The 13462-nt window shown below is 70.9% G+C and carries 15 protein-coding genes; 2 read left to right on the forward strand and 13 right to left on the reverse strand.

From position 1 onward, the window contains the following. Nucleotides 1-191 precede the first annotated feature (191 nt). Genes AC069I_RS13515 through AC069I_RS13530 form a run of 4 tightly spaced genes read right to left on the reverse strand, consistent with a single transcriptional unit; the run spans nt 192 to nt 4991 of the window. On the reverse strand, nt 192-1712 hold the full coding sequence (locus tag AC069I_RS13515; protein ID WP_478265533.1) for an alpha,alpha-trehalose-phosphate synthase (UDP-forming): 1521 nt from the start codon (nt 1710-1712) through the stop codon (nt 192-194). Next, entirely contained in the window at nt 1709-2392 is a 684-nt protein-coding gene (locus AC069I_RS13520) for an HAD family hydrolase (RefSeq protein WP_478265534.1), read from the reverse strand. The genes AC069I_RS13515 and AC069I_RS13520 overlap by 4 nt, the downstream gene beginning before the upstream one ends. Then, nucleotides 2389-3594 carry an MFS transporter gene (locus tag AC069I_RS13525; protein ID WP_478265535.1) on the reverse strand — a complete coding sequence of 402 codons (1206 nt, stop codon included), beginning with the start codon at nt 3592-3594 and terminating at the stop codon, nt 2389-2391. Before AC069I_RS13525 ends, AC069I_RS13520 begins: the two co-directional genes overlap by 4 nt. Continuing rightward, nucleotides 3594-4991 (reverse strand): polysaccharide biosynthesis protein, encoded by a 1398-nt coding sequence (locus AC069I_RS13530; protein WP_478225433.1) that lies wholly within the window; start codon nt 4989-4991, stop codon nt 3594-3596. The genes AC069I_RS13525 and AC069I_RS13530 overlap by 1 nt, the downstream gene beginning before the upstream one ends. A 221-nt stretch (nt 4992-5212) precedes the next feature. On the opposite strand from AC069I_RS13530, the gene AC069I_RS13535 reads away from it, so the two are divergent. After that, nucleotides 5213-5434, forward strand: coding sequence for a hypothetical protein (locus AC069I_RS13535; RefSeq protein ID WP_478225432.1), 222 nt, complete (start codon nt 5213-5215; stop codon nt 5432-5434). Between the two features lies 1 nt (nt 5435). On the opposite strand, the gene AC069I_RS13540 is transcribed toward AC069I_RS13535, so the two are convergent. From AC069I_RS13540 to AC069I_RS13555, 4 genes are read right to left on the reverse strand one after another with little or no spacing between them, the layout of a single operon-like run. After that, complete coding sequence (locus AC069I_RS13540) at nt 5436-6695, reverse strand: MFS transporter (RefSeq protein WP_478265536.1); 1260 nt, start codon at nt 6693-6695, stop codon at nt 5436-5438. After that, the gene (locus tag AC069I_RS13545; protein ID WP_478225430.1) at nt 6692-7039 is read right to left on the reverse strand and encodes a VOC family protein; all 348 of its coding nucleotides are present in this window, start codon (nt 7037-7039) and stop codon (nt 6692-6694) included. Before AC069I_RS13545 ends, AC069I_RS13540 begins: the two co-directional genes overlap by 4 nt. Continuing rightward, on the reverse strand, nt 7036-7197 hold the full coding sequence (locus AC069I_RS13550; protein WP_340686929.1) for a CopG family transcriptional regulator: 162 nt from the start codon (nt 7195-7197) through the stop codon (nt 7036-7038). Before AC069I_RS13550 ends, AC069I_RS13545 begins: the two co-directional genes overlap by 4 nt. A 9-nt stretch (nt 7198-7206) precedes the next feature. Continuing rightward, nucleotides 7207-8367 carry an MFS transporter gene (locus tag AC069I_RS13555; RefSeq protein ID WP_478225429.1) on the reverse strand — a complete coding sequence of 387 codons (1161 nt, stop codon included), beginning with the start codon at nt 8365-8367 and terminating at the stop codon, nt 7207-7209. Between the two features lie 77 nt (nt 8368-8444). On the opposite strand from AC069I_RS13555, the gene AC069I_RS13560 reads away from it, so the two are divergent. Then, entirely contained in the window at nt 8445-9002 is a 558-nt protein-coding gene (locus tag AC069I_RS13560; protein ID WP_478225428.1) for a helix-turn-helix domain-containing protein, read from the forward strand. A gap of 2 nt (nt 9003-9004) precedes the next feature. On the opposite strand, the gene AC069I_RS13565 is transcribed toward AC069I_RS13560, so the two are convergent. The 5 genes from AC069I_RS13565 to AC069I_RS13585 form a co-directional block, all read right to left on the reverse strand. Then, nucleotides 9005-9412: a VOC family protein gene (locus AC069I_RS13565; RefSeq protein ID WP_478225427.1), complete on the reverse strand. Its 408-nt coding sequence runs from the start codon at nt 9410-9412 to the stop codon at nt 9005-9007. 5 nt (nt 9413-9417) lie between these two features. Further along, nucleotides 9418-10815, reverse strand: a complete 1398-nt coding sequence (locus tag AC069I_RS13570; protein WP_478265537.1) for a pyridoxal phosphate-dependent decarboxylase family protein — start codon at nt 10813-10815, stop codon at nt 9418-9420. A 20-nt stretch (nt 10816-10835) separates the two neighbouring features. Further along, on the reverse strand, nt 10836-11294 hold the full coding sequence (locus AC069I_RS13575; protein WP_478225425.1) for a DUF6463 family protein: 459 nt from the start codon (nt 11292-11294) through the stop codon (nt 10836-10838). A gap of 275 nt (nt 11295-11569) precedes the next feature. Continuing rightward, nucleotides 11570-12214 (reverse strand): response regulator, encoded by a 645-nt coding sequence (locus AC069I_RS13580; protein ID WP_478265538.1) that lies wholly within the window; start codon nt 12212-12214, stop codon nt 11570-11572. Next, entirely contained in the window at nt 12211-13443 is a 1233-nt protein-coding gene (locus AC069I_RS13585) for a sensor histidine kinase (protein WP_478225423.1), read from the reverse strand. Before AC069I_RS13585 ends, AC069I_RS13580 begins: the two co-directional genes overlap by 4 nt. Between the last annotated feature and the right edge of the window lie 19 nt (nt 13444-13462).

The raw sequence follows: 13462 nt of genomic DNA on the forward strand, positions 1-13462 counted from the left end.
CTTCGGCCGGGGCGGGTTCACGCGTTATGTCCCTTTCGCGAGGCACGGCGCAGCTCCGCCAACAGGCTCTAAGGGGCCACGGTCCCGGTCAGCTGCGCCGATGGTGCGCCAGCGCATCCCGCTATACGTCAACGCGGCTTCAGGGTCGTTCTGCGGGAGAAAGCTCCCGTGAATGCTGATGTCCATGACGGTCACGCGAGGTGAGGCCGGTTTCCGGTGCTTTCCGATTCCTGATCGGTCCGCGGATCTTCGGTGCGGGCCAACCGCTGGTCGAGTTCGTGCACGGCCTGGGCCAACCACTGCCGGGGCGGCAGCGCGCCCGCCGCCTTGCGCAGCCGGGTCAGCCGCTCCGACCGCTCGGCCCGCGGCATGTCCAGCCCCGCCGCGATGCCGTCGGCCAGTGCGCTGACGTCGAAGGGGTGCACCATGATCGCGGCATCGCCGAGTTCGTCGGCCGCGCCCACCTCGGTGGACAGCACGAGCGCGAGATCACGGCGGCTGACCACCGGGCCCTCCTTGGCCACGAGGTTCATGCCGTCCCGGACCGCGTTGACCACCAGGACGTCAGCCAGCGTAAGCGCGGCTAGGCCACGCTCGAAGTCGTTGCGGGTCTCCAGCACCACGGGTTGCCAATCCGGCGTTCCGAACCGCTCGTTGATCAGCTGGACGCGACGGCGGACCTCGCGGTCATAGGCCTGGTAGGCCGGAACGCCCTGGCGCGAGGAGTAGGCGAGGACGTAGTGCACCACTCGTTCGCGCCGGAACGGGTCCCTGCCGATGAGTTCAGCGAACCCGTCCAGCCCACGGAGCAGGTTCTTCGAGGGTTCCATCCGGTCGACGCGCACGACCAGCCGGCGGTCGCCGACCAGCCGCCGCAGCTCTCGGCGGTGCGCCTCCGCGGGTGCGCCCGCGGAGGCCTGGCGTAGCCGGTCGGGATCGACACCGACCGGAAGGCAACAGATCCCGACCAGCCTGCCGTCGCGGTCGGTGACCGTGGCGCGGCCGCGATCCACCGGGTAGCCGGCGGCCTCGCAGGTCGCGACGAACGCTTCCGCCCAGCGGGGCACGAGGAAGGCGAGCAGGTCGGCTCCGAGCATGCCGTCGAGCAGCTCGGTGGCCAGGTCCGGCGGCAGCGCGCGGAAGGTGGCCGGATCGGCCCACGGGATCATGGTGAAGTGGGCGATTCCGACATCCGGCCGCGCGGTGCGGAGCTGCCGCGGGGCCAGCGACAGGTGGTAGTCCTGGAGCAGGACCCGGCCGGACGGTGCGACTTCGCTCGCGCACGCGCTCGCGAACCGCGCGTTGATCCGACGGAAGGCCCGCCAGCTTTCGCGCAGCCCCGCGTCTATCACCGGCTCACGGGCCGGATCGAGCATCTGGTGGTGCAGGAACCACAACAACCCGTTGGAAATGTCGCGGTAGTAGCCGTCGTAGTCCTGTCGGTCCAGGTCAAGCGACCGCAGCCGGACCGCACCTTCCGGCAGCTCGACAACCGTCCCGCTTTCCCGCGTTCGGGCCGCGCGCCGGTCCTCCTCGGTGAGCGCCGCGGCGACCCAGGTTCCGTTCCGGCTGGCCAACGCCGGTCCGAGCACACCGATCAGCCCGCCGCCGCCGCGGTTCTCCACCACCCGGCCGTCTTCGTCCACGCGCAGCTCGACCGGGCCCCGATTCGAGGCGACGACCAGCGGCGCCCGCCCAGGTGTCATGGTCATGCGACTCCTTCCACTCCGACCAGCCTCAGCACAGCGGACAGGCCTCGGGACCGGTCGCCCGCACGGTCCCGAGGCAGCAGGTAGACCGGGACACCGGCCGCTGCGGCCCCACCGTCACGGACCGGATCATCGCCGACCATGAGCGCGTCGGCAGGCTGGACACCCAGCTTCTGGCAGGCGGTCTCGAAGAGCCGCGGATCCGGCTTCTCGAGGCCGAGGTCGCAGGAGAGAACGAAGGCGTCCACCAGCCCGGCGAGGCCTGCCTCGCTGAACGAACCGCTGATGTCCCAGCCGGTGTTGCTGACCACCGCGACCGGAACCCCCGCCCTCCTCAGCGCGCCGAGCGTGGCGGCCGTGTCGGGGTATGGCAGCCAGGCGCGCACGTCGGTGACACAGTCGTAGTACGCCGCGGCGATCGCCGGTCCGGCCCCTGGCACCGACTCCGCGAGGGCGGTCCACCGCGCGCGGTGGGTACCGGAGTCGCCGTCCGCACCGCGCAAGGCCGACCGTCCGGCCGGAGAGTCCACAGTGGACTGCATGGCGGCGAGGAACGCGTTCGCGGCGGCCATGGTCAGCCGGACGTCCCGCCTGGCACAGCGGGCGGCCAGCCGGGCTCCGGTGAGCACTGACGTGTCGTCGAACAGGGTGCCGGAAAAGTCGAACAGCACGGCCCGGCTCATCGACGCCCACCCCTTGCGAACGCCGCGGTGGCCGCGACGTTGAGCGCCACGAAGGCGAGGCACAGCATGGGAAGATCGCCGATGGCGAGCAGCGGACCGGCGACGAGCAGTGTGCCGGTCGCGGCCGCCATGCCCATCACCACCTCGCCCAGCCCCTCCGCCCGGTGCCGCAGCCCATCCGGCGTGACGTCGATCAGCCATGCGGTGCCGCCGAGCAACTGCAGATTCCACCCCAGCCCGAGGAGCAGGAGCAGGACCACATCTCCCTCGCCGGTCCAGCAGACACCGACCACCATCGCGGCCACCATCAGCACCGCGCCGGACAACGACACCCTGCGGTAACCGAATTGCCTGATCAACCGCCCGGTCAGCGGCGAGGGGCCGAACATGGCGGCAACGTGCGTCCCGATGACCAGGCCGGCCCCGTACAGGTCCCAGTCGTGGTGCCGCAGGTGATTGGGCATCGCCCCCATCACCGACACCATCGTCAGGTTGGTGACCGCGAGCACCAGCAACGGGGCGAGCCGCGCGCGGCTCGCCGCGGTCACCGTGCGCGCCCGAGCGGCCGGTGACCGGTCCTCGGCACCGCGGTCGGCCAGCAGCCCGATCGCCCCGGTCACTGGGAACAGCACCAGCGCCAGCACGAACAGCCCGAGCGCAGCGGGCAAGCCCAGCTGGGCGGCCAGCACACCGGCCGGGCCGAGCAGCGCCGGACCGGCCACGGCGCCAACGGTCACCGCGGCCATGGCCACACCCATCGCCTCGGCCCGGCGTTCCGGGGTGGCCAGATCCGCCGCCGCGTACCGGCCGAGCATCACCCCGGTGTTGCCGACTCCAAGCAGCAAGCTGCCTGACAGCAGCGGAGCCAGGTGCCGCGCGCCGGCCAGCACGACGACGGCGGCCCCGGCGGCGGCAACCACATGACAGGCGGCCAGGCCCCTGGCCCGGCCGACCCACCGCATCGCGCCGGTGACCACCGGTGCGGACAACGCGGCACCGATCACCAACAGGCCCAAGGGAAGCGGTCCATAGGCGGCCGAGCCGGTGACGGTCTCGGCCAGCAAAGGTCCGGCGACGGCCCCGGCCGCCAGCCCGATCGACCCCACCGCCTGGCTGACGCACAACAGCACCAGCCGTCGGTGGTACAGCGGCGACCTCGTCGCAGGAGAACGGCGCAGTTCTGTTCCAGGGATCCCGGTCACTACGACGCGGCTTCGTTCCGAATCCCCACCGGCGCGGACGACGGCCGGGTGACCTGGCCCGCGCGCATGCGGACCCGGTGGTGAATGAACATGTTGGTTTCGTTCATCCGGTGCACATGCGGTCTGGCCAGGTCGACCACCCGCCGCAGGACGTCCTGCGGCACGCTCGCCAGCGTGACCTCGAGCAGTGTCCGGGACAGCAGATCGAAGCCGGCCCGCACGACCTCGGCGTCGCGCTCCGTCTCACACAACGCGTCCAGTTCGTCCAGGCGACGGCGCGCATCCTCCGGCAGGGTGACCTTGTTGACCACGAGGTCGACGTCCGGCGAGGCGCTGGCCCGGGCTCCGGGCGCCTCGAAAGAGTTGATCAACGGGCTCAGGTCGCCGGCGAACGTCGGGTCGTACAAGCCGGGGAAGGCCTGCTCCTCGTAGCCGGGGTCGTAGCCGGAGATGCGCAGCGGAGCCACGCCCTGCTCGACCATCGCCCCGAGCGCCACGTCCAGCAGCGCGACCGGCCAGCCCAGGTTCCGGATCGCGTGCAGCCCGAGGCCGTCCTCCGCGGAGGTGACCGCGGCGACCAGCATGAGCTGGGCGGACTCCCGGGCCGACTGGGCGTAGAACATGCTGTCAACGGAGTGCAGCCGAACCACCTCGCCGCGACGGCACCAGCTCCGGAAGCGATCCAGCACGATGGCGTTGTCCACCACGTGGGTGAATCTGGCGGCGGACGCCCGGAGCACACCCCGAGTCGCGGCGTCCGCCACGATCAGCTCGGCGACCCGCTTGCTGGCCGCGTACACGTCGGGCGTGTAGGGCCGCAGCGCCTTGCCGGTCGAGGCGAGGACGAGCCGGTCGATCCCGGCCTGCGCGCACGCCTCGACCAGGTTGCGCGTACCGAACACGTTCGTCGTCACCGTTCGGTGCACGGCACGCTCGGCAAGGCTCGGGTCGCGCTGCGCGGCCGCGTGGAACACCACGTCCGGCTTGATCTCGGTGACCGTGTTCACCAGCGCGTCCCGGTCCCGCACGTCCACCTGGTGGTACGCGGCGACCGGAGCCCTCGGCGCGACCAGGTCCAAGGCGACAAGGCGGCCGGGCCGGTCTCGCGCGAGCCGCCGGAGCAACGCCGTTCCGATGCATCCGGACGCTCCGGTGACCAGGACCGTGCGCCCGGCGAGGTACTCCCGCACGCCGTCGTCCGGCACCTCGATACTTCGCTCGGCCACCGACAGGTAGCGCCGGAACTCGGCCGCACTTTCACCGGACGCGGCGACGAGAGCCGCGGACAGCTCTCGCAGCCTGGGCAGCACCGCCTCGTCAAGGCCCGGCCCCGGCGGGGCTATCCGCGAGATTTCCGCCAGGATGGCCGCGGAATCGCCGGACATATTCTCGACCACGTCTCTCCCCCGATCTTTGGGGCCTTCAGGCGGAAAGCTACTTGCGAATGCGGAAACGTTCGTCCTCCCCGGGTCGCCGTCAGGCAATGCCCTGATTCTCGGCCGCCTCGCACGCGAGGCATCTCCTCGACTGCTCAAGAGAAAAGGGAGAGCACGACGGGAGAAGAATCGGGGCCGCGTCGCGGCCATTCCTGGAGGCCAACGATTGCGGGCAGCCGCCGGTGTCGACGCCGGTGGTCCAGCGTCTTTCGCATCTGCCGGTGATGACCGACCCGTCGCATTCCGGCGGCCTCGTGGACGTGCACCCACATCCGGAGGAGGCGCTCTGCGACGGGCCGCAGGGGCTGGTGACCGAGGATCTTCAGGAACTGTCGCACGCGCTGGGCACGCTGATGGGCAGGCGGTCGATGGTCGAGCCGTGGCGCCGTCTTCGGGCCGGCTGATTCATTCCCGGCGCGCCGCGGCGTAGGTGGCGGCCGCCAGGGCGACCGCGAAAAGCGTGTACGAGGCGAGCAAACCGGTGCCGGAGGAGCTCAAGGCGCCACCGACGGCCCGGCCCAGCAGCTGCCCGACGCATTCCGCGGTGATGACGGCGGTCGCCAGTTCCGCGGCGGTGAAACCGCTCGAACCCGCGGTGGTGGCTCGGATGTACAGACCCGGATAGGCGAGTCCGACGCCGATTCCGGCGACGGTCCAGGCGGCGAGCGCCGTGACGAACGAACCGCCGAAGGTCAGGACGGCGGTGCCGAGGGCGGTCAGGCCCAAGCCCACGACGGGAAAGCGGGCCGAGGTGAACCGGGCGGCCACCAGGCTGGTCACCGCCCAGCCGAGCGGGGCGGCGCTCAGGACGATCGCCGCCTGCCCGAGGCTCACCCGGAACCCGCTCGTCAGGAGCACGGTGATCAGGCTGTCCGCGCCGAAATAACCGATGGCGAACAGCACCATCGCGCCGAGCGCGGCTGGGGTTCCCGGCCGGAGCCGCGCGGTGCCCGGCGGCAGGATCGCGATCACCCCGGCGACGGTGATCGCCGCCCCGGCGAGCGCGAGCGGCCAGGAGCCCGCGCTGAACACGACGAGTGCCGCACCCAGCGGTACGGTCAGCGTCTTCGCGAGCGGTCGCCGTCCGTCCTCTGTGGACGGTTCGCCGCGGGCGGCGCGCACGACCAGCAACCGCCCGAAAAGGACGAACGGCACCGGGAGCAACAGGGTCCACCGCCAGCCGACGAGATGTTCCAGGCCGAGGGTCGCGGCCGGGCCGACCAGCGCGGGCACGATCCACATCGCCGAGGACGCCGCGACCACACGGATCCGCAACCGGTCGTCGAGATGCCGGATCGCCGAGCTGATACCGAAAATCGCCAACAGCCCGCCGGCGAGCCCGGCGGAGAACTGGCCGAGGGCGAACATCCACGCCGTCCGTGCCGTCGCGGCCAGGAGCAGCCCGCCGAGGTAGGCGGCCATCCCGGCGGCGAGCGTGCCGCGCGGGCCCAGCCTGCCGAGAACCCGGCTCGCCAAGGGAAGCGCGACGAACAACCCCAGTGTCGAGCCGGCGATCAGGAGCCCGAGGTCGTTCCTCGCGCCGAGATCGGCGGCGACGATCGGCAGCAGGCTGGAAGCGACGAAACCGGTGACGGCCGCCGCGAACTCGAGCGCGACGATGCCCACCGCGAGGAACAGCGGACCCGCGCGCCGGGTCTCGGTCACGTGTAGAGGTCGCGGTCGTACAGGTTGAGCTGCACCCACACCCCGTCCGGGTCCTGGACGCGCAACGAGTGACCGAAGCCTTCGTCCATCGGCGGTCCCGGCTCGAATCCGGCCGCTCGCAGGCGTTCCGCGACGTCCTCCAACGGTTCTTCGACCTCGAAGGCCAGCTCACACCGGCCCACGTCGTCGCCGGAGGACCGGTGGATGGCCAGCATCCCGCCCGCGGCGGGCATCTCGACCCAGCCTCCGGGCCGTGACACCGGCCCGACGCGGAGGCCGATCGTCTCGTAGAACCGTGTCATCGCCTCGACGTCCGCGCTGTAGCGGATCGGCATGACTTTCATCGCTCACGTTCCTCACTGGTCCGCCGCAGGTACTCCTCCAGCACCCGTTCGACGAACGACGAGAGCGACTCGTCGGCGTCGACGGACGCGTGCTTCACCCGCTTGATGAGGTCGTTCGGCAGATAGACGTTGAATTGCCGCTTGGCGACCTGGGACATGCTCGCATGCTAGCAAGTGAGCATGCGGTCACGCGAGCGGTCGAAGAGCACCAGCGGGATCGTGGCCAGCGCCAGCGCCGCGCCGATCCACGGGATCGCGGTCAGTGAAGCTCCCAGGTTCACTGCCCCGGCGGCGAAGGCCGGGGTGAGGCTGATGCCCAGTTGGAAGGCCGAGACCGTGGTCGCGCCGGCGAGGGTCGGGGCGGAGGCGGCGATCGTGAAGACCCGGCCGTAGAGCGCCGGATTGAGCACGAAGGCCGCGACACCCAGCAGGAACACCGTCGGCACGACCACCCAGGCGGAAGTGGCGAACAGCGCGAGCAGCGCCGAAAAGACCGCGATGCCGGCGCCGCCGCCCAGCAGCGCCTGGTGTGGCCGGCGGTCCGAGATCCGGCCGCCGAGCGACAGGCCGGCGAAGGCGCCGATCCCGAACAGCGCGAGGACCGCGGGGATCCAGACCGCGGGCAGGACGTCCGCGAGCATCGCCGCCAAGTAGTTGAAGGACACCATGTACGCGGCCGTGCTCAGGATGGTGATCGCGTAGACGCCCCAGAGGCGCGGTGTCCGCATGGCGCGCAGTTCACCCGAAAGGCTCGGGGCGGCGGAGGTGGTGGCCGGCAGGCCGACGGCACAGGCGACCACGCCCAGGGCGGTGAGCGCGACGACGCCCCAAAAGCCGCCGGTCCAATCGGTGAAGTTGCTCAGCAGGGTGCCTGCCGGCCCCCCGGCCACCATGGCGACGCTGAGCCCGGCGACGACGACACCCGAAGCGCGGGCGTTGCGGTCGGGTGTCACCAGGCTGATCGCGGTCACGGCGGCGACGGCGAAGAAACCGGCGTAGGCGAGACCGGCGATGAACCTGGTGATCAGGAGGATCCAGTAGTCGCCGGCGAGCAGGCCGACCGCGATGGCGGCGGCGAAGACGGCCTGCGTCGTCATCAAGGCCGCGCGCCGTGGCCACTTCAGGCTCAGCACGGCGAACGGCGGGCCGCCGAGGACGACCCCGAGGGCGAACGCGGTGATGAGGGCACCCGCGGACGACAGGGAGACGCCGAGATCGGCGGCGGCCGCGGGCAGGACCCCGGCCATCAGGAACTCGGCGCTCCCCATCGCGAACAGGCTGAAAGCGAGGAGGTAGACCCCGGCGGGAAGGCGTTTCGTCTCGATCATGCCGCCAGCATCGGAAGCTTCTGGCTGTTTCGGCAAAGAACTTTGCCGGAACCGGGACGACCTGCTGTGCTGGCGACATGGAGAGCCAACCCACCGTCACCGCGGCGATCGAACAGATCGCGCCCCGCCTGCGCCGCGCCCGGGAGAAGAAGGGCACCACGCTGGTGGAACTCAGCCGCGCCACCGGCATCTCCACCAGCACCCTGTCTCGCCTCGAATCCGGGCAGCGCAAACCGAGCCTCGAACTGCTGCTGCCGGTCATCGCCGCGCTGGGCCTGCGCGTCGACGAGATCGTCTCCTCACCGAGAGTGCTCGAACCGCCCGCGGACGGCCGGGTCCTCATCCCGCTCACCCGGCACGAGGACGGGCCCCGCGCCTACAAGATGACGATCCCTGCGAGCGACGACGAACCCCGCCCGCGATCGCACGGCGGACGCGAGTGGCTCTACGTGCTGCGGGGCAGGCTCCGGCTCGTGCTCGGCGACCAGGACGTCGTGCTCGGCGCCGGCGAGGCCGCCGAGTTCGACTGCCGGACGCCGCACTGGTTCGGCGCCACTGGCCGCGGGCGAGTCGAGGTGCTGAGCCTCTTCGGCGAACAGGGCGAACGAGTCCACGTCCGCGCTCGCACCCGGTGAGTTCAGACGCGCTGCTGGATACGGATCAGGTTCCCCGACGGGTCGCGGACGGCGCCGTCACGCAGGCCGTACGGCTGGTCGGTGGGCTCCTGGATGACCTCGGCGCCCGACTCCCGCAGGTGTTTGAAGAGACCGTCGAGGTCGTCGGAGGAGAACAGGATGCTCGCGTAGGTGCCCTTGGCCATCATCTCGCCGATGACGCGGCGTTCGTCCTCGGTGATACCCGGGTCGACGGCGGGCGGGTGCAGCACGATCGACACCGGCTGCCCCGGCGGGCCGACGGTGATCCAGCGCATGCCGTCGTAGCCGACGTCGTTGCGCACCTCGAAGCCGAGGGTGTCGCGGTAGAAGGCCAGAGCGGCTTCGGGGTCGGTCTGCGGGAGGAAGCTCCCGTGAATGGCGATGTCCATGACGGTCACGCTAGGTGAGACCGGTTCGCGACGCTTCTCGATTCCTGATCGCTCTTCATCGCCGCCCGGATCGCGGCGACACTGCGATCGACGTCCGCTTCGGTCGTGCTCCAGTTGGACACGGAGACGCGCATCAGGCGCATGCCGTGCCAGGTGGTCGCGCCCATCCAGCACTCGCCGGAACGCTGAAGGGCCTCGACGACCCTGTCCGTATCGTCGCCGAAGCTGACCAGCACCTGATTCAGCACCACGTCGTTCACGACGGCGACGCCTTCGCACGCTTCGAGTTTCTCGGCGAACCGCCTGGCCAGCGCGCAGCACCGTTCGATCATCTCGGCGATCCCCGTGCGGCCGAGTTCGCTGAGCGCCGCCCATGTCGCGAACCCTCGTGCCCGGCGGGAGGACTCGGGCACGAAGTCGCTCGGCGCCCTCACCCCGCCCTCTCCCTGGCCGGTCAGGTACGCGGCGGTGAGCGCCATCGCGGCCCGGTGCGACTCGGGATGGGCACAGAAGGCATACCCGCAGTCGTAGGGGACGTTGAGCCACTTGTGCCCGTCGACCGCCCAGGAATCGGCCTTTTCCAGCCCCGCGGTCAGCCGTTTGAGCGCGGGGGCGGCGGCCGCCCAGAGCCCGAAAGCGCCGTCGACATGCACCCACGCTCCGTGACGGTGGGCGATCTCCGTCGCGGCGGCGAAGTCGTCGAACGCGCCGGTGTTCACGTTCCCGGCCTGGAGGCAAACGATTGCGGGTCCGTCGAGCTGCCGCTCGAGATCGGCGATGTCGATGGCGCCCTGGCCGTCCGCGCGGACCGGCCGGACGGCGTCGGTGCCCAGGCCGAGCAAGCGGAGGGACCGGTCGATCGTCGCGTGCCGCTCCTCACTGGCGACGACCGGCAACGGTGGCGCCCCGTGCAACCCGCGGCGCTCGACATCCCACCCGGCCCGCGCGAGGACGTGATGCCGGGCGGCGGCGAGGCCGACCGTGTTCGCGCCCTGCCCACCGGTCACGAAACCGAACGAGGCACCGGACGGCAGGGCGAGGACGTCCTTGAGCCATTCGCCCGCCACCTCCTCGACGATCGCGGCGGCGGGCGAGGTGATCTTGTTGAACGCGGGCTGATCCCAACCGGTCGCCAGCATGTCGGCCGCCGTCGCGGCGTCCAACGCCCCACCGGTGACGAAACCGAAGTACCTCGGGCCGGTGTTCGCCACCAGGGCCGGTTCGACGGCGTCCGCCAGCCGCCGGATCACGTCGGCGGGCGCGGCGGGTTTCTCGGGCAGGTCACCGAGCTTCTCCCGGACACCCGTCGTGTCATCGGGGAAGACCGGAGCGTCGGCGACGTTTTCGCGGTAACGGGTGACACGGGAGGCGACGTCGGCCAGCAGATCCCGCAACTCGGTCACCCGACGCCCCTCTTCCGTCATTAGTTCATGATTCCACGACCGCGGCCGTGCGGGTTCTTCCCGAACCAGGCGCCTGCCAGGAACAGAGCGCCGATGAGCAGCAGGATGAGCGTTCCGCCGTCGAAACCACCCAGCAGTCCGAGCAGGACCGCCCACGCGACAACGCCCGAGCCCAGCCAGCCGGGCACGCGATCGCCGCGCCGGGTCTGCCGGAGCACCAGCGCGCCGAGCAGAAGCAACGGCACCCCGAAACTGCCCGGGCCGAACCAGAACGCCTCGGCCATGGGAAGCCGGTCGGGTGAAGGCTCCAGCGTGACCGTGTTGAAGAATCCTTCGCCGAAGATCCGCGCCCAGACTTCCTGGCGCATCGTGGCGGCGACCACGGTGTGGAAGAGGCCACCGCACAGCGCGAGAATCCCGCCCCAGGTGGCAGGGTCGCGCCACCGGACGCGAGTGGTGGTCGTGTCGATTGTCGTCATGCGCACCAGGCTGCTCGCCCGCTCGACGGGAATCCTCGGCCTGAGGTCGTCGGCCTCTCCACCGAAATGATGAGATCGGGCGGACGTCGTACAAACAGCCCGTCGGAACACTGCGGCTGACCCCTGGGCTCGTGAGTGGTGAGGACGGTTCTAACCGTCCTCACCACTCACGAGACCTGACCGACTCGGAACCGGTGTTCTTGTCGCCCGCCCGAGTACATGAAGGATCAATCACAGCCGGAATCCCTGCAGACGGCGAACAGGGCAGTCCCGGCTCAGCTCGGACGCACGAGCCCGTTCTCGTACGCGAAGATCACCGCCTGCACCCGGTCACGGACCCCGAGCTTGGCGAGGAGATGACCGACGTGCGTTTTCACCGTGGCTTCGGAGAGGAAGAGCCGCTGGGCGGTCTCGGCGTTGGAGTACCCCTGCGCGATCTCCAGCAACACGTCGCGTTCGCGCGCGGTGAGCCGCTTCAGCAATGGAGAAGTCTCGCGTGCGACCGCGAGCTGGTCCAGCATGCGGCGGGTCGTGGAGCGCGCGATCACGGCATCCCCGGCATGGACGGCGCGGATGGCATGCAGCACTTCACCTGCCGACGCGTCCTTGAGCAGGAACCCGCTCGCGCCGGCGCGCAGGCCGGCGATGGCGTACTCGTCCAGGTCGAACGTCGTCAGCAGAATCACCTTGGGCGCGTTCTCGCGGGCGGCGACCAAGCGAGTGGCCTCGACCCCGTCCATACGCGGCATTTGGACGTCCATCAGGACGACGTCGACCCGCGTCTCGGAGAGCTTCGCGACAGCTTCCACCCCGTCGGCGGCCTGGACGACGATCCGGATGTCGTCGGTCGCGTCGACGACCATGGCCAAGCCGGTCCGGACCAGTTCCTGGTCGTCGACCAGCGCGACGTCGATCGTCATCTCGAAACTCCCTGTTCGCCGACGCGGAACTCCGCGCGCACCCTGAAACCGCCGTCGACCGGACCGGCCTCGAACGTACCGCCCGCGGCTCGCACGCGTTCCCGGACACCGCTCAGTCCGGCGCCCGTGCCGGGGAGCGACGGCCGCTCGCCGGCACCGGCTCCGTCGTCCTCGACGACGAACACCGACGTATGAGGGGTGTGCGTGATCGTGACGGTGACAGCCGTGCGCGGACCCGCGTGCTTGACGCTGTTGGTCAAGCCCTCCTGGACGAGCCGGTACGCCGCCATGGCCGCGCTCGCCGTCAGCGCGTCGGGCCGCCCCTGTTCGGCCAGCCGGACAACGACGCCCGTCGCGCGGACACGCTCCACCAAGGCAGGGATTCCGGCGAGCGAGGGCCGCGGCTCGGTCTCCCGCAACACCCGCAGCGTGTCCCGCATGTCGGCCAGTGCCTCGCGGGCGGTCCCGGCGATGACGGAAAGCGCCTGCGCCGCGCGGTCCGGTGACTTGGAGGCGATGGCGGAGCCGCCTTCGGCCTGACGCACGATGACCGCCAGTGAATGGGCGACGATGTCGTGCATGTCGCGGGCGATGCGCTGTCGTTCGCCGGCCGCGGCGCGCTCGGCGGCTTCCGCGGCCTCGTCGGCGAGGCGGCGCCGCCGGTCGAACCGGAAACATCCCACGGCCCAGGTGCCCGCCACCGCCGCGACCAGCGCGAGAACGGCCAGCAGCAGCGTGAGCCACCCCGCGGGGAGCGCGCCATAGGCCGTCGCCGTGCGAGCGGTGCACAACAACGCTCCGAGCACGCTGATCCCGAGGGCGAGCAGGCTCTCGCGCCGCGGCCGGCGCGCGGCGACGGCGTACAGGAGCACCAGGTAGGCCGCCGACGTCGGGAGGAAGAACAGCGGGATCTCCATGCTGTCGCTCGCGCTCGCCAGCCCCAGCGGCGCGGGCCGGACCTCCGTGTTCGGCAGCGCGACGGTCACCGCCATCGCGAGTCCGGCGGCGATGAACGCGGCCACGGTGGCGAACCGCCGCAACGCGACGCTGACGAGCACCGTGAATGCGCAAAGACCCGCCACCCACAGCACCCAGGCCGGGGAGTCCGCCACCAGGAGGATGCCGAGCGACGGCGGCCCCAGCAGTGCCGCGACGGCCACGGCGAAGAGGACGTCCAGAACGATCGGGTGTGTCCGCGTCCACCGGTCCACGCGGTCGGTCCACGTCACGGCCGGATCGTAGACCGCT

This window comes from Amycolatopsis sp. NPDC043885 (assembly GCF_056435685.1).

Excerpts from the sequence above, each read along its gene's own strand:
- AC069I_RS13515 (WP_478265533.1), bottom strand. The coding sequence starts at position 1,712 with ATGACCATGACACCTGGGCGGGCGCCGCTGGTCGTCGCCTCGAATCGG.
- AC069I_RS13520 (WP_478265534.1), bottom strand. The coding sequence starts at position 2,392 with ATGAGCCGGGCCGTGCTGTTCGACTTTTCCGGCACCCTGTTCGACGAC.
- AC069I_RS13545 (WP_478225430.1), bottom strand. The coding sequence starts at position 7,039 with ATGAAAGTCATGCCGATCCGCTACAGCGCGGACGTCGAGGCGATGACA.
- AC069I_RS13550 (WP_340686929.1), bottom strand. The coding sequence starts at position 7,197 with ATGTCCCAGGTCGCCAAGCGGCAATTCAACGTCTATCTGCCGAACGAC.
- AC069I_RS13555 (WP_478225429.1), bottom strand. The coding sequence starts at position 8,367 with ATGATCGAGACGAAACGCCTTCCCGCCGGGGTCTACCTCCTCGCTTTC.
- AC069I_RS13560 (WP_478225428.1), top strand. The coding sequence starts at position 8,445 with ATGGAGAGCCAACCCACCGTCACCGCGGCGATCGAACAGATCGCGCCC.
- AC069I_RS13565 (WP_478225427.1), bottom strand. The coding sequence starts at position 9,412 with ATGGACATCGCCATTCACGGGAGCTTCCTCCCGCAGACCGACCCCGAA.
- AC069I_RS13575 (WP_478225425.1), bottom strand. The coding sequence starts at position 11,294 with ATGACGACAATCGACACGACCACCACTCGCGTCCGGTGGCGCGACCCT.
- AC069I_RS13580 (WP_478265538.1), bottom strand. The coding sequence starts at position 12,214 with ATGACGATCGACGTCGCGCTGGTCGACGACCAGGAACTGGTCCGGACC.